General features: G+C 43.0%; 22 protein-coding genes. 16 read left to right on the top strand and 6 right to left on the bottom strand.

The window, feature by feature from the left end:
- Nucleotides 1-66 precede the first annotated feature (66 nt).
- The gene (locus CLV42_RS19445; RefSeq protein WP_170117578.1) at nucleotides 67-381 is read left to right on the top strand and encodes a putative quinol monooxygenase; all 315 of its coding nucleotides are present in this window, start codon (nucleotides 67-69) and stop codon (nucleotides 379-381) included.
- A 71-nt stretch (nucleotides 382-452) separates the two neighbouring features.
- A complete protein-coding gene (locus CLV42_RS19440; RefSeq protein WP_106603605.1) occupies nucleotides 453-1,328 on the top strand; it encodes an NmrA family NAD(P)-binding protein in 876 nt (291 codons plus the stop codon).
- Between the two features lie 56 nt (nucleotides 1,329-1,384).
- On the opposite strand, the gene CLV42_RS19435 is transcribed toward CLV42_RS19440, so the two are convergent.
- From CLV42_RS19435 to CLV42_RS19425, 3 genes are read right to left on the bottom strand one after another with little or no spacing between them, the layout of a single operon-like run.
- Complete coding sequence (locus CLV42_RS19435; RefSeq protein ID WP_106603604.1) at nucleotides 1,385-2,077, bottom strand: metal-dependent hydrolase; 693 nt, start codon at nucleotides 2,075-2,077, stop codon at nucleotides 1,385-1,387.
- Complete coding sequence (locus tag CLV42_RS19430; protein WP_106603603.1) at nucleotides 2,077-2,934, bottom strand: alpha/beta fold hydrolase; 858 nt, start codon at nucleotides 2,932-2,934, stop codon at nucleotides 2,077-2,079. Before CLV42_RS19430 ends, CLV42_RS19435 begins: the two co-directional genes overlap by 1 nt.
- Nucleotides 2,935-2,955: 21 nt before the next feature.
- On the bottom strand, nucleotides 2,956-3,891 hold the full coding sequence (locus CLV42_RS19425; RefSeq protein WP_106603602.1) for an alpha/beta fold hydrolase: 936 nt from the start codon (nucleotides 3,889-3,891) through the stop codon (nucleotides 2,956-2,958).
- Nucleotides 3,892-4,082: 191 nt separating this feature from the next.
- On the opposite strand from CLV42_RS19425, the gene CLV42_RS19420 reads away from it, so the two are divergent.
- Both CLV42_RS19420 and CLV42_RS19415 read left to right on the top strand, forming a co-directional pair.
- Nucleotides 4,083-4,691, top strand: coding sequence for a TetR/AcrR family transcriptional regulator (locus CLV42_RS19420; protein ID WP_106603601.1), 609 nt, complete (start codon nucleotides 4,083-4,085; stop codon nucleotides 4,689-4,691).
- The gene (locus CLV42_RS19415; protein WP_106603600.1) at nucleotides 4,688-5,098 is read left to right on the top strand and encodes a hypothetical protein; all 411 of its coding nucleotides are present in this window, start codon (nucleotides 4,688-4,690) and stop codon (nucleotides 5,096-5,098) included. The genes CLV42_RS19420 and CLV42_RS19415 overlap by 4 nt, the downstream gene beginning before the upstream one ends.
- A gap of 69 nt (nucleotides 5,099-5,167) precedes the next feature.
- On the opposite strand, the gene CLV42_RS19410 is transcribed toward CLV42_RS19415, so the two are convergent.
- Nucleotides 5,168-5,773: a Crp/Fnr family transcriptional regulator gene (locus CLV42_RS19410; RefSeq protein ID WP_106603817.1), complete on the bottom strand. Its 606-nt coding sequence runs from the start codon at nucleotides 5,771-5,773 to the stop codon at nucleotides 5,168-5,170.
- Between the two features lie 107 nt (nucleotides 5,774-5,880).
- On the opposite strand from CLV42_RS19410, the gene CLV42_RS19405 reads away from it, so the two are divergent.
- The 7 genes from CLV42_RS19405 (at nucleotide 5,881) to CLV42_RS19370 (ending at nucleotide 12,068) form a co-directional block, all read left to right on the top strand.
- The gene (locus tag CLV42_RS19405; protein ID WP_106603599.1) at nucleotides 5,881-6,693 is read left to right on the top strand and encodes an alpha/beta fold hydrolase; all 813 of its coding nucleotides are present in this window, start codon (nucleotides 5,881-5,883) and stop codon (nucleotides 6,691-6,693) included.
- A 36-nt stretch (nucleotides 6,694-6,729) separates the two neighbouring features.
- Nucleotides 6,730-7,581 carry an SDR family oxidoreductase gene (locus CLV42_RS19400; protein ID WP_106603598.1) on the top strand — a complete coding sequence of 284 codons (852 nt, stop codon included), beginning with the start codon at nucleotides 6,730-6,732 and terminating at the stop codon, nucleotides 7,579-7,581.
- A gap of 672 nt (nucleotides 7,582-8,253) precedes the next feature.
- Nucleotides 8,254-9,165: a hypothetical protein gene (locus tag CLV42_RS19390; RefSeq protein ID WP_146154430.1), complete on the top strand. Its 912-nt coding sequence runs from the start codon at nucleotides 8,254-8,256 to the stop codon at nucleotides 9,163-9,165.
- A gap of 44 nt (nucleotides 9,166-9,209) precedes the next feature.
- The gene (locus tag CLV42_RS19385) at nucleotides 9,210-9,971 is read left to right on the top strand and encodes a hypothetical protein (protein ID WP_106603595.1); all 762 of its coding nucleotides are present in this window, start codon (nucleotides 9,210-9,212) and stop codon (nucleotides 9,969-9,971) included.
- Nucleotides 9,958-10,575, top strand: coding sequence for an ATPase (locus tag CLV42_RS19380; protein WP_106603594.1), 618 nt, complete (start codon nucleotides 9,958-9,960; stop codon nucleotides 10,573-10,575). The genes CLV42_RS19385 and CLV42_RS19380 overlap by 14 nt, the downstream gene beginning before the upstream one ends.
- Before the next feature lie 124 nt (nucleotides 10,576-10,699).
- Nucleotides 10,700-10,993, top strand: a complete 294-nt coding sequence (locus CLV42_RS19375; protein ID WP_106603593.1) for a hypothetical protein — start codon at nucleotides 10,700-10,702, stop codon at nucleotides 10,991-10,993.
- Nucleotides 10,994-11,747: 754 nt separating this feature from the next.
- On the top strand, nucleotides 11,748-12,068 hold the full coding sequence (locus CLV42_RS19370; RefSeq protein WP_106603592.1) for a LytR/AlgR family response regulator transcription factor: 321 nt from the start codon (nucleotides 11,748-11,750) through the stop codon (nucleotides 12,066-12,068).
- Nucleotides 12,069-12,326: 258 nt separating this feature from the next.
- Here the strand turns inward: CLV42_RS19370 and CLV42_RS19365 are convergent, their stop codons facing one another.
- Entirely contained in the window at nucleotides 12,327-13,256 is a 930-nt protein-coding gene (locus CLV42_RS19365) for a FimB/Mfa2 family fimbrial subunit (protein ID WP_170117577.1), read from the bottom strand.
- Nucleotides 13,257-13,442: 186 nt separating this feature from the next.
- On the opposite strand from CLV42_RS19365, the gene CLV42_RS19360 reads away from it, so the two are divergent.
- The 4 genes from CLV42_RS19360 (at nucleotide 13,443) to CLV42_RS19345 (ending at nucleotide 15,218) form a co-directional block, all read left to right on the top strand.
- Entirely contained in the window at nucleotides 13,443-13,580 is a 138-nt protein-coding gene (locus CLV42_RS19360) for an IS3 family transposase (protein WP_170117576.1), read from the top strand.
- 341 nt (nucleotides 13,581-13,921) lie between these two features.
- Nucleotides 13,922-14,491 (top strand): hypothetical protein, encoded by a 570-nt coding sequence (locus tag CLV42_RS19355; protein WP_106603589.1) that lies wholly within the window; start codon nucleotides 13,922-13,924, stop codon nucleotides 14,489-14,491.
- A gap of 62 nt (nucleotides 14,492-14,553) precedes the next feature.
- Nucleotides 14,554-14,916 (top strand): hypothetical protein, encoded by a 363-nt coding sequence (locus CLV42_RS19350; protein WP_106603588.1) that lies wholly within the window; start codon nucleotides 14,554-14,556, stop codon nucleotides 14,914-14,916.
- 44 nt (nucleotides 14,917-14,960) lie between these two features.
- The gene (locus CLV42_RS19345) at nucleotides 14,961-15,218 is read left to right on the top strand and encodes a hypothetical protein (RefSeq protein ID WP_106603587.1); all 258 of its coding nucleotides are present in this window, start codon (nucleotides 14,961-14,963) and stop codon (nucleotides 15,216-15,218) included.
- A gap of 302 nt (nucleotides 15,219-15,520) precedes the next feature.
- Here the strand turns inward: CLV42_RS19345 and CLV42_RS19335 are convergent, their stop codons facing one another.
- The gene (locus CLV42_RS19335; RefSeq protein WP_106603585.1) at nucleotides 15,521-17,257 is read right to left on the bottom strand and encodes a PKD domain-containing protein; all 1,737 of its coding nucleotides are present in this window, start codon (nucleotides 17,255-17,257) and stop codon (nucleotides 15,521-15,523) included.
- A gap of 551 nt (nucleotides 17,258-17,808) precedes the next feature.
- Between CLV42_RS19335 and CLV42_RS19325 the strand changes: the two genes are divergently transcribed.
- A complete protein-coding gene (locus CLV42_RS19325; RefSeq protein WP_146154428.1) occupies nucleotides 17,809-18,837 on the top strand; it encodes a hypothetical protein in 1,029 nt (342 codons plus the stop codon).
- Nucleotides 18,838-19,248 lie beyond the last annotated feature (411 nt).

Here is a 19,248-nt window from a genome sequence, read left to right as displayed (position 1 = left end):
GTGACTTATCTTTGTTTTACTTGCAAAACGCAAGTATTTTAAATGAACTTCAAATCAATTGAAATAATGACACCGTCAATAACAAAGAACGATGATAAATGTATCATTTTAGCGGAGATCCCGGTCGAGCCTGTATATCTGGACTACGTAAAATCGCTCGCTGCAGCTACGCTGAAACCAACCTTGGAAGAAGCTGGATGTGAAGCTTTTTACCAGACTGCCAGGTCTGATGATCCTAATTCGCTGGTATTTTTTGAGGTGTTCCGCTCAAAAGACGCCCATGATCTACACCTGAAGGCAGACTATACCAGGGCTTTTTTTGCAGGCGTACAGGATAAGACATCCGGTAAGCCCATCATTACTTTTTTAAATCAGCTATAATCTTCAGAACGCTAAAAGACGTTTTTTTTGAACTAAAATATACCATTCGGTATATTTCAATAACCAATACAATGAAACAACAAGAAACATTCCTGGTAACCGGTGCTACTGGTTACACAGCAGGATACGCCATTCCTGCCTTATTGGAGAAAGGTGTCAAAGTAAGGGCACTGGTACACACAATTGATGACCGTATTAAGAAGCTGGATCAGCCGGGAGTTGAAATTGTGCAAGGCGATTTACTGGACTTTCATTCCATCAGCAGGGCTATGAAAGGTATTACGGCCGTCTATTACATTTACCCGATATTAACTCCCGGCATACTGACCGGCACTGCCTATCTCATTCAGGCAGCCCGGGAAGAAGGTGTCCGGAATATTGTGAACATGTCTCAGATATCGGCCCGCAGGGAAGCAAAGAGTAATGCCGCACAAGACCACTGGATGGCCGAACGTATGCTTGATCTGTCAGGGATTACTGTAACGCATATCAGACCTACATTCTTTGCCGAATGGCTGATCTATAGCGATTCTATCAAGAAAAGTAATACGGTTGTATTACCATTTGGAGAAGGCAGATACGCGCCGATCGCGGCAGAAGATCAGGGCCGTGTGATTGCGTCCCTGCTTGTAAACCCTGAAGAACATGCTGGTAAAATATATCCGCTCTTCGGCCCTGTAGAATACAACGTCCATGACCTGGCTAATATCCTCTCAGAGGAACTTGAGAGAGAAATCACCTATCAGGACATCAGTATTGATACATACAAGGAGGAAGCTCCTAAACAGGGATATCACCCGCATTTCGTACAGCATATATCCAGTGTAGCGCAGGATTGTCGTGATGGTCTGTTTGCCGGTACCAATACCGCTGTAAAGGATATTACCGGTCGCGAACCTGTTGGCATCCGCGAATTTATCCGAAAACACCTTGCTTATTTTCAATAAAAAAAAAGAGCTGCCAGGCAAAACCGGCAGCTCTTTTTTTAAAAGAAGAACAGCTGTCAACGCTGAGTGATCATGGTTACTGATGTGCCTATTTCAGGCAGATGAATATTAACACCTGTCTTTTTGAAAGCAGCCAGTACACTTGTTTTGTCAATGGCAATAAATGGGAATGTATCATAATGTACGCCAATCACTTCTTTTACCTGAACAAGTGCGGCGGCTTCTATTGCATCTTCGGCGTCCATTGTCAGGCCACCGCCAATAGGGAAAACCGCAAAATCTAATTTTGCCCACTTAGCTACCAGTCCCATATCCAACGTCAATGCCGTGTCGCCACTATAGTAAAAATTACCATCCCTGGTTTTAAAGGCAAATCCCGCAGCCATACCGGCATAAGTGCCATCTTCCAGGCTACTGGAATGTTGGGCAGAAAAAGCTTTCACCGTTCCGAACTCAAATGTATATCTCCCACCGGGATTGATCGGCATCGCATTGGTAATACCTTCTTTACTAAAGTAACTATACAGCTCCCAGCCAGCTAATACCATTGCGCCTGTTCGTCTGGCAATAGCCACTACGTCCAGCATATGGTCAAAATGACCATGAGAAACAAAAATGTAGTCCGGATGAATATCGTCGATATTAATATGCTTTGCGAGGTCATTCCGTGATATGAAAGGATCGAACAGCAGGCTTTTGCCTGCTGTCGATACCGAAAAACACGAATGCCCGTAGTAAGTGACCTCCATTAGACTTCCGCATTTAAAAATAAGCGTACCTGTATTACAAAATGCTCATGGAACTGATACTGTGAACCATGGTTGGAATCAGGGTATAATAATAGCTGTGCATCAGGCAGATGTTGCTGTAGCAGATAAGAATTGACTGTTGGGAAGATAATATCTTTCTTCCCGGTCACCACAAGAACAGGATGTGTGATCTTATTCAGGTAGTCAAAAGATCCCGGTCTTTTTTTACCCCATTCGGCAATTGCTGCCAGTTGTGCAGGAACTACCTTGTCGCTGATAGCAATATCCCTGTCATCTTTGCGGGAGCGAATTCTGTCCAGGAAAAGCCGGCCCGCTGCCTGGCTGCTAGCTGTAGGTGCGAAGAAGGTATCCAGTAACAATTCATCCGGCTGTGCATATTGTTTTTCAAATAATGCCCATACTTCAGGCGAAAATGTTTCAAGCTCTTCTCCACCACGAGGGCCAGAGCCTACCAATATAATCCTGTTTACCAATGCTGGCCTATCCAGTGCTATTTGCTGCGCAACAAAACTCCCCATAGAGAAACCAAACAGATCGATTTTTGTTAATCCCAGTTTATCCATAAAGGCCTCCGCATCAGCAGCTATTGCTGCTATGGTATGGGGTGGCTCACCTTCAGAACGGGCGATACCTTTATTGTCAAAAATGATGATTTCTCTTTCCTGTGATAAAGGATCGAGTACTGCAGGATCCCAGTTATCCAATGTACCGGTAAAATGTTGGAAGAAAACCAGCGGTAAGTGCCGACCGGTTTTACCAAAGCGGCGATAGGCAAATTTATATCCGTTCACATCTACAAACTGAGTAGGTGCGGTATTATGTGTGAAGTAACTCATGATGTAATTGTTTTAAAAAATTTACGCTTCATTCAGGAACAACCTGGCTTGTTGCAGGAACATGGCAGGATATTGATAATGTGGCGCATGATTAGTATCAGGGTAGATGATCAGGTCAGCATCCGGCAGATGTTCTTTCAGGATAACGGCGTTAACAGTCGGGCAAATGATATCCTGGTCGCCATGCACAATCAGCGTTGGTTGTTTGATTTGTTTCAGGTAATCAAAACTGCCGTCATAGCGTTTGCCCCAGCCGAAGATCGCTGCCAGTTGCGCAGGCACTACCTTATCTGTGAGTGCAGGTTCTTTGCCAACACGCGCCCGGATTCTTTTGAGGTAATCCCATCCGGCAGACTGGCTTTTAGCCGTTTGTGTAAAGAAGGTATCCAGCAATAATTCGTCAGGATGAGGGTATTGCTTCTTAAAATACGCCCATACTTCTGGTGCATAATCATCCATCCGCTCGCCACCACGAGGACCGGTACCAATCAGTATGAGTCTGCGTATAAGCTCCGGACGATCAAATGTGAGTTGTTGCGCCACCATACCACCAATAGAGAACCCCAACAGGTCAATTTGCTTTAAACCCAATGCATCAATAAAGGCTGCTGCATCTTTTGCCATCGCTGCTATTGTATCAGGTGTTTTGCCGGTAGATGATGCTACTCCTGCGTTATCGAAGATGATTACCTCTCTCTCCCTGGCCAGACCGTCAATGACTGCCGGATCCCAGTTATCCATCGTCCCTGTCAGGTAGTTGGTAAATACCAGTGGTACGCCGGACTTTCGACCATACCGCCTGTACGCAAAGTCGATTCCTCCAGCCTGAACATGACTGGTAGCTACATCCCGAGCGGTAGTACCTTTTTCTGCTGCTGCCAATAACGTTTTCCCTGGCAGGAATGCGAGACCAGCTGATGCCAGCGTTCCGAGTTTTAAAAATTCCTTTCTTTCCATTTCTTTGAATTAGGCAGCTGACGACAATTGATCAGGTTGAGGTAGTCTGCCGTGTGATTAAACCATCGAACGATGAAGCAAAAGTAAAATGAACAATCGTTCATTTTGTTCTGTTTAGTACTTTTTACACTTGTTTGACAAAAATGAACGTTTGTTCATATTACTTTTGTTGTGCAATAATTGGTCATACCATGAAGAAGTCAGAAAAAACCAGGCAGTTCATTATCGAGCAGACAGCCCCCATTTTTAACACCAAAGGAGTAGCCGCTACCGTCGTAGCAGATGTCATGCAGGCGACCAATATGGCGAGAGGTGGGCTGTATGTGCACTTTAAAGACCTGGAGGAGTTGTCTCAATGCGCAGCGGAATGGAACCTGAAACAATTTGTTGAAAAGACCAGTGCAGAAGCAGCCAGATTTGTGACGGCCAAAGATAAATTCTTCGGTATGCTGGATTACCTGAGTGATCCACTGAATCCTCCTATACAGGGAGGCTGTCCGATGATGAACTTAGGTATGGAGGCTGATGATACAAGTCCTGTCATCCGTGAAATGGTAAACGAAACGATCTGCACTGTGCAACAGGGAATGATCGATATATTAAAACAGGGAGTTGATGATGGTGAGTTCCTCAAGGACTGGAATTATAAGGAGTTTGCGCTGAAAGCGTATGCAATGGTGGAAGGTGGTATTCTAGTATCCAGGGTGTCCCGGGATATCTCCCAGATGAAAATGCTCGTGAACCTGCTGAAAAAAGAAATCGAATCAGTAGTGGTCAGTACAAAAAAGAAAAAGAAATGACAAAACATCCGTTCAGACAATTCAGAGAATCAACAACAGCAACATTGGAAGGATTAAAAGAACTATTGTCAGAAGACGTGGTATTTTCAAGCCCAATTTTCTCAAAAGAGGTGAAAGGCAGGGATCTGGTAGCCCGGATTATGTTTACCTCCAGTAAGGTCAGAAATGGACATTTTACGCATGAGTTCAAAGAAGGAGCGGAAACTGTTCTGATCTGGGAGGGACAAATAGACAGCCATAAACTGGTCAGTTTTGAGCTCATCCGGGATAATGACGAAGGAAAGATCAATTATCGTTCAGTGGCTTTTAAACCACTGCCCGTCGCTGAACTATTCAGAAATGCGATGTACGAACAACTGAAAGATGTTGTAGCTGCAGATATGTGGGTATTGCAGCCAACTCATTAATTTACTTTTGAACGAAATTATGTCGATGGATAATGTTTACATAGGCTCCGGCAGTCTTGCCGTGGCCTTTTATTTATCAGTGTTTTTTTGCAATCTTTTGCGGATCCTGCTGAGGGAAGGACCTTCAATACCAAGATAAGACGCGATATGATATAATGGAATACTTTGCACAAGATCAGGATGCTGTTGTAACATTGCTGCATATCGCTCTTCTGCTGTTCTGAATAATAATGCCTCCGTAGCATCCAGTAACTGCGTTAACACCAGTTCTGTATACACCCTGCCAAATCGCTCCCACTCATGAGAAGTTTTGTATAACTCCTGTAGCTTTTCATGATGAATATAAATCACTACAGATGCTGTCATCGCTTCTGTAAAGTATTCACAAGCCGTTTGTGTAAGAAAGCTTTTATACGAAGTCATTAACTGTCCCGATGAAAAGAATAACATGTTCTTCTCAGTCTGTGTACGCTCTTCATACCTGTATATACGAAAGATACCACTTACCACAAATCCAAGATATTTACAGATGTTCTTATACTCATTGTAAAATTCGCCTTTCCTGTAAAACTGAAGCCGCCAGTATGGTTCAGACAATGCAAAGGCCTCCTTGCTCATACCTGATATCACTGCAAGATGTTGTTGCAGCCGGTCAAAATCTATTAACGTTGACATATGAATGTTATCTGCTGTACGCAAATATACCAATTGGTATAAATATTAACCGATGTTAAAATCTTCCATGTGAGGCAGCGGTAGTTTTGTGCTATAAAAATTAAAATATGAAAACGAAAATGATGCTTTTAGGACTGATCATCGCTATCATGGCGCCGATGATCTCCTGCTCAAAAGATGACGAAGGTCAACCCGTTGCCGCAAAGACGTTTGTATTGGTGCATGGCGCCTGGCAGGCTCCTTTCGTTTGGGATTCAGTAAAGGCAGGGTTAGAGAAGACAGGTGCACACGTAGTCGTTGTACAGTTGCCCGGACATGGTAATGATATGACGACACCACAAACATTATCTATTGATGTTTACAGAGATGAAGTGATCAGTGCACTTTCCGGTATCCAGGGAAAGGTGATACTTGTCGGTCATAGCCTTGGTGGTGTTATCATATCGGCCGTTGCAGAAAAAGTACCATCCCGCATTGAGAAGCTGGTTTATATTGGTGCATTCCTTCCGGCATCTGGCCAGTCGCTCCTCGATCTTGCCAATACAGATGCCGACAGTCAACTAGGTGCTGCATTGGTACCCTCCGCTGATCAGCTGACGCTCGATGTTAAGCGTGACAAACTAATTGACATTTTCATTCCCGACGGAACGGATGCCGTTAAAGCGCTTACATTGACCAACTATCGTGCAGAACCAGCTATTCCCTTTACCAATAAGGTGACACTGACTGCTGAGCACTTCGGATCTGTACAAAAGGTCTACATCCAGACCTTACAGGACCACGCCATCTCTCCTGCACTACAAGACAGGATGATCCAGGCAGCAGGTATTAAAACTGTTTACAAATTAAATACGAGTCATACCGCTTCACTGGCGAAACCTGATTCAGTTCGCTTATTGCTCACAAACATTGCCCGTTAATCATACCGCTTTGCTATCTCAAAATAAAATAGTCTTATGAAAAAAGTCGTTCTTATTACGGGTTCCAGTACAGGCTTCGGCGCATTAATGGCGAAGACATTTGATCAGTCGGGCTTCCAGGTGATTGCCACTATGCGGGAGCCTGACGGAAAAAATGCTGCTGCCGCAGCCAGACTACGTGCGCTCCCCAATACCAAAGTCCTCGAAATGGATGTGACAAGCGAAGCCTCCATAAAGGCAGCCGTTGCTAATGTTCTGATCAACTATAACCGCATTGACGTATTGATCAATAATGCAGGTGTGTACAGCGGCGGTGTCCTGGAAGCGTTCTCCATACAACAGGTGCAAAAGGTTTTTGATACGAATGTTTATGGTGTGCTCCGCGTCAATCAGGAAGTACTTCCGGTGATGAGAGCAGCAGGTGAGGGGCTTATTATCACCATCTCCAGTAGTGTAGGTCGCTTATCTCTTCCGCTGCAGGCTCCTTACAATGCATCCAAGTTTGCAATAGAAGCATTGGTCGAAGCCTCTCACCGGGAACTTATACCTTACGGCATCGAAACAGTATTGATAGAGCCAGGAGCCTTCGTTACAGAGATCTGGGCGAAAGCTGGCATCAACGCAGACAGACCGGCAATTATCGCAGATTATGGTCAGCCACTCGCTGACCTCCAGCAACACCTGACCGCTGCCTATGGGAAGGTATTGCAGGGAAAATCTGCAGACCCCCAATTGGTGGCTGACGCAGCACTTTCACTTGTGATGATGGATAAAGGAAGACGCCCGCTGCGCACATCAGTAGATCCCAATGCCAATGGAGCAGATATCGCCTATAACGAAGCTACCATTAAAGCGGCAGCGCATTGGTTGGCTCAATATGGTATATAAAGATTGTTTCAGATCCACGGACATTGCAGGACAGGTGGAATAAAAGACTATCTGACATGAAAATGCTCCGGAAGCACATCGCTTTTGGAGCATTCCTGTTATTTCCGTCGTCTGAGTCACATTTGAATGAGTCCATAAACAAATAGACGAGAATAGAACCTATGAAAAATGCGGTCTCGTTTTACTATCAGCAATTCTATCTACCAATGTAAAATGTATCTCTCTGCTACTAGTAAACGATTTAAAATATATTATATATTAATTGTATTTGTTACAAAAAAAAATATTGACGCTTTGATTAATGATAATGACAAACTCACTAAATTGCATCTCGTTATAGTTTTAATAACATTAATCTCAGAATAACATTCTATGTACACAAAACTTCTTTTAAATAAGCCGTTGACCGATCTGGTCGACTTACCTGATCTCTCAGGTTTAAGCTCAAGTTTTTCTCATACTACCGACGCCTTCTCCCTACTACCCCTACTATCTCTACTACTACCGGTCCTACTATAATCTTCAGGACTCGTTACCCCAGTCTTTTCATAGCTTTTTAAAAACTTCTTACTATAAAATAATTCAACGCATGTACGTATGTGCGCAAAAGGTTTTTGCGTCTGCTTATTTGCTTTGAAGCTGTAATTATTATCATTAACCAAATCTAATAACATGCAGATGTTAAACCACATCGCGTTCCTCATCAATGAGGAAATTCCTAAGCAATTGAGAAGATCACCTGTTCTCAATCCGAGATTTGTCAGCCAGGTCATGTTTGGAAGATTTCACAAGCTGGAATCTTTAGACCGGAAGTTCCTGACATCACTGAAAAATTCAACAGAGGAAGAAACCATTCGTTCCGCTGTAAAGTCTTGCCAGTACAGCATTGTTCCATTGATGGACAAATTGATACAATGGCTTCCGGACAATGAAGTAAGGCGGATGGACATCCTTGATCCTGATGACGAAGGGAAACATTTATTTAAATTTCTTCATCAGTTGTTGTATGATCTGCACTTGTACCTGGAGAAAAATTTCTACCGGTATATGGATGATGAATACAACGTACCGGCTTACAGCAGGCATTTATTTCAGGGGTTTATTATGGAAACATTAGTGACTGTAAAAAGCTCGCCCCGTTTCCGCTCTCTCGACAGTCGCCTGCAGCGCATCGTAACCGCCCCACTGGAGCTGTCAGTTTCAACAGCAGGCAATGACTATCTCTCTTACGGTAATCGGGACTATGTTGCAGCGTTGGCCAATCAATTACTTGGATTTGTAAAGAGAGGCAATGATAATGTCTGGCGACTTTACAACCGGCTGCAGTACATTGATTTCAACAGTGTAGACTATGTCCGGTATTTAATCTTCCGGTTCAGGGAAGAATGTGCTGCTATCACCAATATCAGGGAGAAGTATCTGTGGCTCATCGCACGGCGGAAAAAGATCGCTCACCAGCTGGTGGAAGAAGGAACATCCTTTCATAACCGCCAGAAATCGCTGAAAGCAGTGCTGGACGAATGGCTGAAATGGGAAATTTATCACACCAAAAGAATGTTGGAACTCGAAACGATCGGCAAATAGATTGATCAACCATTATTTACTAAACATTTAAAAAAACAAAGTACATGAAGAACCAGTATCTCAACATCAATTTTATCAGACACCTAAACGCATTCTACGCACTTGTTCACGAGCATGAACGACTACGTGCGAACGATATTAGCCTCTATATGGCATTGTTTCAGTTATGGAATCTGGAGCATTTCCCGGTATCCTTAATGGTTAACAGGAGCTTAGTCGTGAGGCTTTGCGGAATAGGGTCGCTTCATACCTACATACAATGCCTGAAACGGTTGGATAGCTTTGGGTTACTGACTTACGAACCGTCAGAACGGCCTTTTCAGCAATCTGTGATAAAAATCGTTCCGCTGGAAAAAAGTGATCCACATAGAGCAGTCAAAAATGACCCACATATGTGGAGCAATAAGGACCCTGCTATGGGTAGCGATTCTGCCTCGCATACGGGGGCGATTTTGCATCACTTTAATAATAAACAAATAAACAATTTTATAAACGAGAGTAAAACAGCGCGCCCGCAAAAAAAAAGTAAGGATAAAATCAGGGCGCCGCAGGCGCCGGAATTGGAAGCGATATGTACCTATTTCCGTGCCGCCGCGCAATCGGATAAAGAAGCAGAGCTGTTTTATTTTCATTACAAAGCCATAGGCTGGACTATGAGCGGCGCACCGATCCTCGATTGGAAGGCTGCCGCGGAAAAATGGATCAGCCGTATTCCCTCATTTAAAAACAATACAATTGCAAATACAACATCAACAATCGGAGGGCTCCGATCACGAGGCGACGAACGTTACGATGAGCCGTTTTGATTACATCTATATGCTGAAACAGGTGGAAGAGAAAGGCAGGGAACTGTATCGCGGTGACTTCGCTATTGACGATATCGACCGGCCCATTGTAATGAAGCTGATCGCCTATTTTCTTCGCGACGGAGAGGTCGCGGCGAAAGAGAAACTTGACCTGCATAAAGGGCTGCTTTTAACAGGACCTATTGGTTGCGGGAAGACATCGATCATGCGCATCCTGTCGAATTTCAGCCTGCCCGACCATCGTCCGTTTCTTAAATCTTCGCAGGAGATAAGCCTTGAATTTGCAGATCTCGGTAGTGACTTGATCCTGAAATATAGCAGAAGGGCATTTAATCCTTACAAACGGATGCCATATGTTCATTGCTTTGATGATCTTGGCTTTGAACCCCTCGTCAACTATTGGGGAAATAAGATCAATCTCATGGCGGAGATCCTGTTCACCAGGTATAATCTGATGCATTCTCATGGGATGATCACACATGCCATAACACGATTGAATGCTGCGCAACTGGGGGCAATTTATGGTGATCACTTACGCAGCCGCATGCGTGAGATGTTTAACCTGATTGCCTTTCAGCCGGATTCGCGCGATAAAAGGAAGTAGTCGTAGTTTTCATAACTACAGAAACAACGGCCGGGCAATCTTGCCTGGCCTTCATCTGATTAAAGGGAAAATTGCGTAAAAGTCGCAATCCTGTTTTGATTAATTTTAAAGAAAATATTTACTTATGGCAAGAACAAAAAACGTCTTATTGACCGGTGTCAAGGTTAGTAAGGCAGTATTAGACAAGGAATTTGTCATTAAAACCAGGATGGGAAAGACCTTTCTGACCAGGTATCCTGATATGAGCAATGTGGTTCCATCTGCATCTCAACTGGAGGCAAAATCCAAATTTGCAGCGGCTGTGGAGCACGCCAGGGAGATTATTAATGACCCGGTACGGAAGGCGAATTATAAAGTGCATCCCGGAAGTACGGTGTATCACAGCGCTATTAAAGACTATTTGAAAAAAAGATCGTAATGCAGCAAAGCGCCCCGCTGCTTACGATTTTTTTTACCCCCTGTATTGTATTATTCCTTTATTTCCTGCTTTGAATAACCTTCGTATGGCAGTCTGCCATCGTTGAATGGCGCCTGTCTTTAATGAGTCTCGTAGATTTATCCTTTCTCTCTGTTGCCGTATTTTTTGTAAAGCTTAAATAACGCATCTGTAAAGCGCATAGTGAATTTACAAATCAACTGTAAAGTCAATGGTGAACGGCTACAATAAAACTGTAAAGTTTTTCTGCACTAATGCGAGATTTTTCGCACCAGGACAATACCTCTTTGATACCGCTTTAATACCGCTAATCCTACCTTAATCCTACGTTCATGAACGTAAGATTAAGGTAGGATTAGCGGTATTAAAGCGGTATCAAAGAGGAGAAAAGGTGCATTGAAACGTGTAAACAGGAATTACGATTTTGTGTAAAATTTGGGGAAAAAGTGTGTGTCAAAATTATCAATAAGTTGTTGCTTGCCAATAAATTTGTAAGAGAAAATGTGCGTATATCCCAACGGTAGACGTATTTAAAAATAAAAATAAATTTATACGTTATGAATTACTTAAGAAGTATTGGATCTGAAATAAAAACCAATGTAAGTTCATTAACCGGTCAATATCGACTATACTACTTATCTGTGCTATATACGCTACGTGTCCTGACAGGCCTACGTCTATACGCATCTTCAGTTTCTTATTACACTTATTTGACAACATTTAACTTAAACAATATATGGAACAACCATTCCTCATACTTGCAAAAGATACGACCAGGGAAATGATCGAAAGAGAGTCGATTGTTTACGTGACCGTTTTAGATAAATATATTCAGCTTAAGCTTATTGATAGCCGCACCCTTAGGGTAAGAACCAGCCTGCGGCAATTCGAGAAACATCTTCCCACCGACCTTTTTCTCCGCATACACAAAAGATATATCGTCTGCATCCGCCATATCAGGTTTGTAGATATGGATGTCACTATGAAGACCGGAGATGTATTGCCTATTAGTAAAGAGTTTAAGGCCTCGTTTTTAAGTCATTTCTGCATCTTTTGATAAGGTTCATGAATATCCGGAACCCACGTTTTGGCGTCCTGTAGACATCGCCGGAAATGCCTCGGATAATCGTGCTAATATTGTGTGAGATAGCTTCATGATTCTTTTGGGAAGTGATTTTTCGTTTTGAAGGTCTTTTCCTCTTGCTATAACATAAGTTATAATCTACTTCTCAAAAAATAAAAAGAGGATGTCTCTTTTAGTAGTTCATTTTGAGACAGCCCCTTTTTATTTTTTGGTAATATAATTCAGTATGCACTAAAAGTATATTACAGTACGATCCGTATCCCAGGATTGGTCAATTTTAATATTAAGCCCCGGTTTATTTGGTTGTGGAGCCTCAAATAGACGACCTGTTATAATTGTTTTCTTATTCGCGTGACACTTAACATGCTCAATAGTTTTTGTGAGCTCCACCGTTCCAGTGGTTTTATTATAGTATGTGATAATAACCTTCAGATCGGAATCACTACCAAATATATACTGCTGAAAATGAGTTTGGTCGATTCTATCTGAATTCGTACTAGTATTATGATCTTCCGGCTCATGCGCTGTTTCGGTATCCAGATAATAGGATGGTGGGGCATTGGTCACCTTAACAAAGATCTCAAAGTTAGAATCAGAGGCAGGCGGAGCATCGGTAATCTCTACCATTACTTCGCCAACAATACGATTGAGTGCCACCTCCAGTTTAGGTGGATTAGGAGTTGTATCTACCGTAAGCTGCATTTTCTTGACGAATATTTGCCCCAGAGGATCTGTTATGTAGCGCCTCGTAATAAAGCCGTAAATATTAGGTCCGCTGAAGAGAGGGAGGTCATGCAACAGCGTCTCTGAAGCTACCAGGATAATCGTATACGTTCCAGGTTGAAGAGAGTCGGATATTATCCCAAAGTCATTGGGATTTCTTTCAGGGGTCTGGGATCGGGAGCGCAGTTGGCGGCCAGCACTGTCATAGGCTATATAGTACAAATGCTCTATCGTGGCAGAATCTTCCCTGGCTCCTGTGTTCTGGTTCTCTCTTGCTTTTCTGAGATTTTCTTCACGACTCAGGAAATCAGTAACACTGATAGTAATTGGAACTTTAGCTATAGTGGACGGAGTCTCAGTTTGAACATCCGGTACTTCATTCCGTTTACAGGCAAACAAGGTGATTACAAATAAAGGGAGGTATAGCAGTCTTCGCATAACTAATTGAATATTTGATGAATGTATTGCAGAGATATTGTAAATACGGGATAAACAATGCTGCAATGATACAATTTTTTGGAATTCAACAGAAAACAGCTTAACACACATGTCTACATTCTTAAACGATAAGCGAGGGGCGGATGTACATTACTTTAAGACAAAACAACGAAGATATTACCTCTATTGTTCACTAGTAAAGAAAATGCGGCTATAGTTATCTTCGAATACATTGGGGGCTGGTATAACCGCAAAAGGCGACATTCTGCGTTAGAATACTTATCACCAGCGGACTTTGCCAAAAGGTTAGTCAACGAAAAATAGCAGCTTAACCGATTGTCCTTTTTTTTGTTGCAATTCCAGATGTCACTATGAAGACCAGCGATGTATTGCCCATTAGTAAGGAGTTTAAGGACTCCTTTTTAAGCCATTTCTGCATCTTTAATAAGGTTCATGAATTCCGGAACCCACGTTTTGGCGTCCTATGGACACGTTTTGGCGCCCTGTGGACATCGCCGGAAATGCCCCGGATAATCGTGCTAATATTGTGTCAGCAATCACGATCAACGGGGCTGCGCCTAAAGCAGGAGAGGGGCGCCTCCTGTTTGACCTGGTGATCACGATTGTGGTTAAACAACATTTTTTAATCACTAAAACTTATCACTATGGCATTCGTAAAAACAAACATCTTCACGAGAGGAGCATCCGGCACTGTCGGAGATATGATGAACTTTCGTGTAAGAAAAGGAAAAACGGTAATTGCCGTTAAACGCGGTCCCAGTAGTAAACCGCCTACTGAAGCGCAGCAGGAAACAAACGAGCGATTTATCAATGCATCGCTGTTTGCGCAGGACGCAATGAAGGATCCTGCTACCAAAGCGCTGTATCAGAAAGCAGCAAAAGGTGGTCAGACCGCATATAACGTAGCCTTGAGGGATGCAATGAATCCCCCTGTCATTGATGGTGTAGACATCAGTGGCTATAAAGGAACTGTAGGTGACCTGATCGCTGTCAAGGCAAGAGACGTCATTACCCCGGCATCAGTAAAAGTTGTCATCTTCTCGCAGGCTGGCACTGTATTGGAGCAGGGAGATGCTGTCATCAATTCAAAAGACAGACGTTTCTGGATGTATACGGTAACTGCTGCTAATGCGGCACTGACCGGTACCAGGGTAGTCGCTACCGCGACGGATTTGCCCGGTAACAAAATCGAGAAGACAGTCACGATTTCCTAAACGAGTAAACCTGCGCCCCGGTTATTAGCCGGGGCGTTTTTTTTAAATTTAAACTATGGGCTATGAAAATTTTAAAGCGTTTATTCATATCATCAACGGAGGGAAAATGGGCCTTGGAGCGACAGCCGGTTGCAGATGAAAAGTCTGGTGATGGGCTTCCAGATATCCGGATGGTAATTACTGACTGTTATAGAGGAGCTATCAACGACGTAATTTATATGATTATAAGAAATGTTGACCATGTTATGGTCAGCATCCTATCGGCTGAGGGAACGGAAGTGGAAAAGGGGGCTGCGATGAATAGCAGTGGGATCTGGAGCTACCGGACCGGCGTTGTGAATCCAGGATTTCCAGATGGGAAGGTTGTTGTGAGAGCCGGGAATATACGGGGAGATCAGGCAGAGGTAAGGGTTGCCGTTGTTTGATGTTTTTAAGGGATGGTGCTGCCCCAACGTTTAACATTTGAAAAATGGATAAGAATATTAACAAATACCATGGTTATGAAAAACAATGGAAGGTAGAGCGTGACCTCCCAATTGATCATCGTTTAATCGCCAATATACCTTTTGTCGCCGGTGGAGAATTTGTTCTAAGTAATATTATGTCTATAGCGTATTCGAAGCACCACTATCATAATGCTAATATTGCAAGGCAGCTTGTAGGCGTCCCGAATGGTACGAAAGTGAAAATCGTTGTGAAGAAAAATAGAGACGATCGTTTTATTTAGATGGTAATAAAGAGGCATATTTGTTACTTCTTACTTCGGGAAATAAAAACATTTCAAAAAGAGACCAGCACTAACTTCAAAATGACACTAATCGTTAATATCATCTTTTTGTCGCTAGCCTTCTGCCAGCTTGTCTTAGCAGGAACAAATCCTGACAAAACGAGAGCATCTATCAGACAAGATACCTCTAAACCCATTTTATACCTTGATACGGACAGAGTACCAAAATTTTATGCGTCATTATAAAGAAAGCGCCCGGTAGATAACAGATCTACCGGGCACTCTATATAACACTTGCTTTCTTATCTCGCAATGACCACCTGCTGAGCGTCAAATGTTTTTCCATTCCCCGTTTGCAGGATGTAAACATCCGGTTTCAGTCCTTCCACGTTAATCGTGGCGTGGGAAGTACCAGCAGGAAACAACTGTCTGCGCAGCAAATTTCCCATTTTATCGGTGATTCTTACTTCGCGGATATCCGATTCATCGCTGGCAGCTTGTTTTTTCGCAGTACCGGATGTGGATGTTGTACTTACTACCAGGGTACTGGAGGCTGGGTTTGGCGATACCACTACTTTATCGGAGCCTGATAAATTTGTAGCACACCGTATTATGTGGAAATCCAAAGTATCGCTGGCCGAGCCACAGCTATTCGAGATGGTAGCCGTGATCGTATATGACCCAACGGGGAATTTATTGGAGATCTCTGCCGTAGTAGCCGAAATAGTATGCCAGGTTCCATTGCCAGACGTCCAGGTCCAGGTATAGGACTCATCGCTGGCTGGAACTGCCGTGAAAGTACTCGGCTGAACAATGTTGCCCGGCTGACAAAATACCTCCTCAGCAATACCGAAAGGAGCCGGCGCTTTTCCGCTATACCCAACAGATTTGCTAACAGTCAGGTTGCCACAAGGGGCGTTGATATGGGCTGTAAGCGTTACATTTCCATTCACCGTAAGCGTAGTAGCGTCACCGGTAATACTGCCAAGGCTTCCGTTGTTCCCGCTATTGAGGCTCCAGGTAACGGTGGCGCCACAGGGTAAAGGCCCGTTAAAGCTATAATTTCCAACCACGCCGCTGCATAATTGCGCAGGACCTGAAATAGTAGCAGAAAGCGGAGACACCTGAACAGTAGCGGTATCTGTCTGATAACTCAATGCATCCCTGTATACCGTTACGCTTACAGGAGAGGGTGCTACACTGCTACAGGCATCGGCCGAAAGGGTAATGGCAGTCAGGTTTGTCACAGTGATGGAATCCGGCGCGGGTTGGCCGTTATACAACCATCCATTAGGCGTTGGCCCTAAATGCCATACATAAGACGTGATGCCACCAACTGAATTTACATCCGTAACTTGAAACAGCTGTGAAAGCGGCTGGCCACAATCTTTTGTCAGGCTGGTAGGCGACAGCGTAAACCGGGGCGCTATCTCCGTAATAGTGATCTCGCTGATGGCTGCCAGGGTATACATATTACTGGCCCCTCCCCAGGATAGTACGCTTAAATAATTGAAATCCTGATCTGCATTAAACTCGCAAAATACCTGTTCGTCCTGTGAGTCATTCAGGGGAACTGCACTCCTTGAATCAAGCAGCATTGATCCCCAGAACGACTGCCTGATCGCATCACAGGCCGTGGGTGTGCCGCTTACCGGCGTAGGTAAAGTGGTATAGGTAGTAAACGCAAGTTGCGGAATACCAGTAGTAGGCTGGCCTGCAGCTTTCCAGGCACGCCCGGTGATCCTGTACAGGTAGCCGCTTTTAAAAGGATATTCAATGGCATATGCTGCGCCTAACTTGGTAGCGGAGCTGGTACCATTCTGGCATTTCAGTAAGAGTGTATTATTGAATATGCCAGCGCCGCCGTACACCGGATAATGTTTATAGCCATCTATCGATACTGGTGTGCTGGTATTAAATACATTGCAATCATTAGTCAAGCCAGTATTGGCATAATGAATGGTATGTTGCGTGGTTTGGGAAAAGGTATGTAACGACAGTAACATAACTCCCACGAGGAAAAGGAACTTGGGTTTCATAATGAAATATAGGGTTTTGGATTAAATTGGGTACTGCATGGTATACAGTTGGATAAAGTGTCTGTTAATGTTATGCATAACGGGTAACATTCCAAATGTAGGATTAAATTTAATGCATTGCAAGGGGGCGATGAACAAGCGGGTATATCAAACAGTAAGACAATTACTTAACGCGGAAAATATTTTTATTCCTATCTTTCTGCATTGCCTCTTCAATGATATCTATTGGGCTCAGAATAAAACGCCCATCGACGAAAACGCATCGTAAGTATTAGTTTGCGAGCTATTTTTGTTGAAGCCGGTGTATCCCTCCGACCTATCTTCCGAATTAGAGTGATAATATCATTATTAAGTATGTTGTTCAAACGCTGTTCATTTTTGTCTACATCGAAAATCGAGAAATTTTTTCCTTAAGTTTGGAGTATATTATAACGACGAAATAAAGATCCACAATTCCACCTGAGCGAATACCCCCTAAAGAATTGTTAGAATATAGTCCTATTATTTATTTAATAAATCTCCCCAAAATAAAAAAAACGTTTCGAAAGATCGTGCTCGTTACTTTTACACTGACCTCAATTATCTCATGTTCGAAAGAATCCCAATTTAATGCAGCCCGAGATTACGAAAAAGAATTTTATGATCGTGTGTCTGCATATGCAGATTGCCATGATGACGGACTCGATTTTGTTTATGAGCAATTTACTGCGTCTGCTAATGGCAGAATAGTTAATGAGGATTTCAACGAGTTTGACATTATCCTGCAGCCGCCGAACCCCAATGGACCGCCTACATCAGCAGGACCTGTATTGCAATACATTGTCCAGTTTATGAAAACTAAACTTAATTTAAACATGGATAGCTTGTCAAAAGTTAGTCCTGGAATTATTGAAGACAGTTCGGACTTTAAGTTTTTTCTATTTGATCACAATCGTTACTGGATTTCAGATTATATGAAATATGTCTACAAGAGGGCTTTTAGTGCTCGGCTGGCTACTGGCATCAATAATTTTCAATTGACTATTGAAAACAATACAGATACCCTGAAAATTAATATGGAGGGCGAAGATATCATTAAATCTACATTGCCTTATTTGTCGGATACATTGGAAAAAGTTATATTAGTTACTATGATACGGATTGGTGTCAATTCTGCTGGATACTGGCAACGTAGTAAGATAAAGTGGGAGAATTTGGCAAACGGTTACTATGGGTATAATGCGCGTGGCCCAGGCATAGACTGGAAAGACGTTATTTTCTCTGATATAATTGGTGCCGGCGGAGGTGCAGTGAAAGGTGCCTGGGTTGGTTTTACGGGTGGCACCGTTGCAAATCCGGGTGTTGGAACTATTGGAGGTACAGCTGTAGGAGGCCTTATCGGAATGATGGGAGGCGCCGTTGTAGGTTCTGCCGGAGGGGTCTTTTGGAACTATGTTAAAAAGGCGATTGATTGGAACGCAACAAACATTCCTATAGACATGCAGATCGCTGGTATAGAAAGTGGTGATCCATACATTAAGCTAATGATTGCAGAAAGGCAATTACACCCCTTGTCTTCATTGCGCCCCTTAAACCATTGACCATATGTTTATGAGTAATGATAAAAAATCAGACATAATTTCTTTTATTTTCGGCACATTAACATATGCTATTCCGTTTATAATTTTATCTGTTATTTTTCGCAAAGACTGGGATATCTTTGTTGTATTAACAGCTATAACGGGAGGCATCTTGTTGGAAATATGGGATAGATATCGTGCTCGTAAGAGGAACTGATTTTTTATAATCGTTAATAGAAAACTTAGATATGTCTTTAAGGGGAGCTTTAGCTTATTCCTTTATAATAGCAATATTGATATAAACTACCAATGAGGCAGTTTATAAGAGCGCTCAAATAGAAACTACGAGGACATTATTCATTACTTTTCATATCTGACAGTTTTAAAGGGGGATTAATTAGAAGTGTGGTTACTTAAAGTTAATCGCTGACT

It is taken from the genome of Chitinophaga ginsengisoli (assembly GCF_003014595.1).
Lineage (GTDB): Bacteria > Bacteroidota > Bacteroidia > Chitinophagales > Chitinophagaceae > Chitinophaga > Chitinophaga ginsengisoli.
Note: the sequence above shows the minus strand (reverse complement) of the source record. Positions and strands in the feature narration are given on the sequence as shown.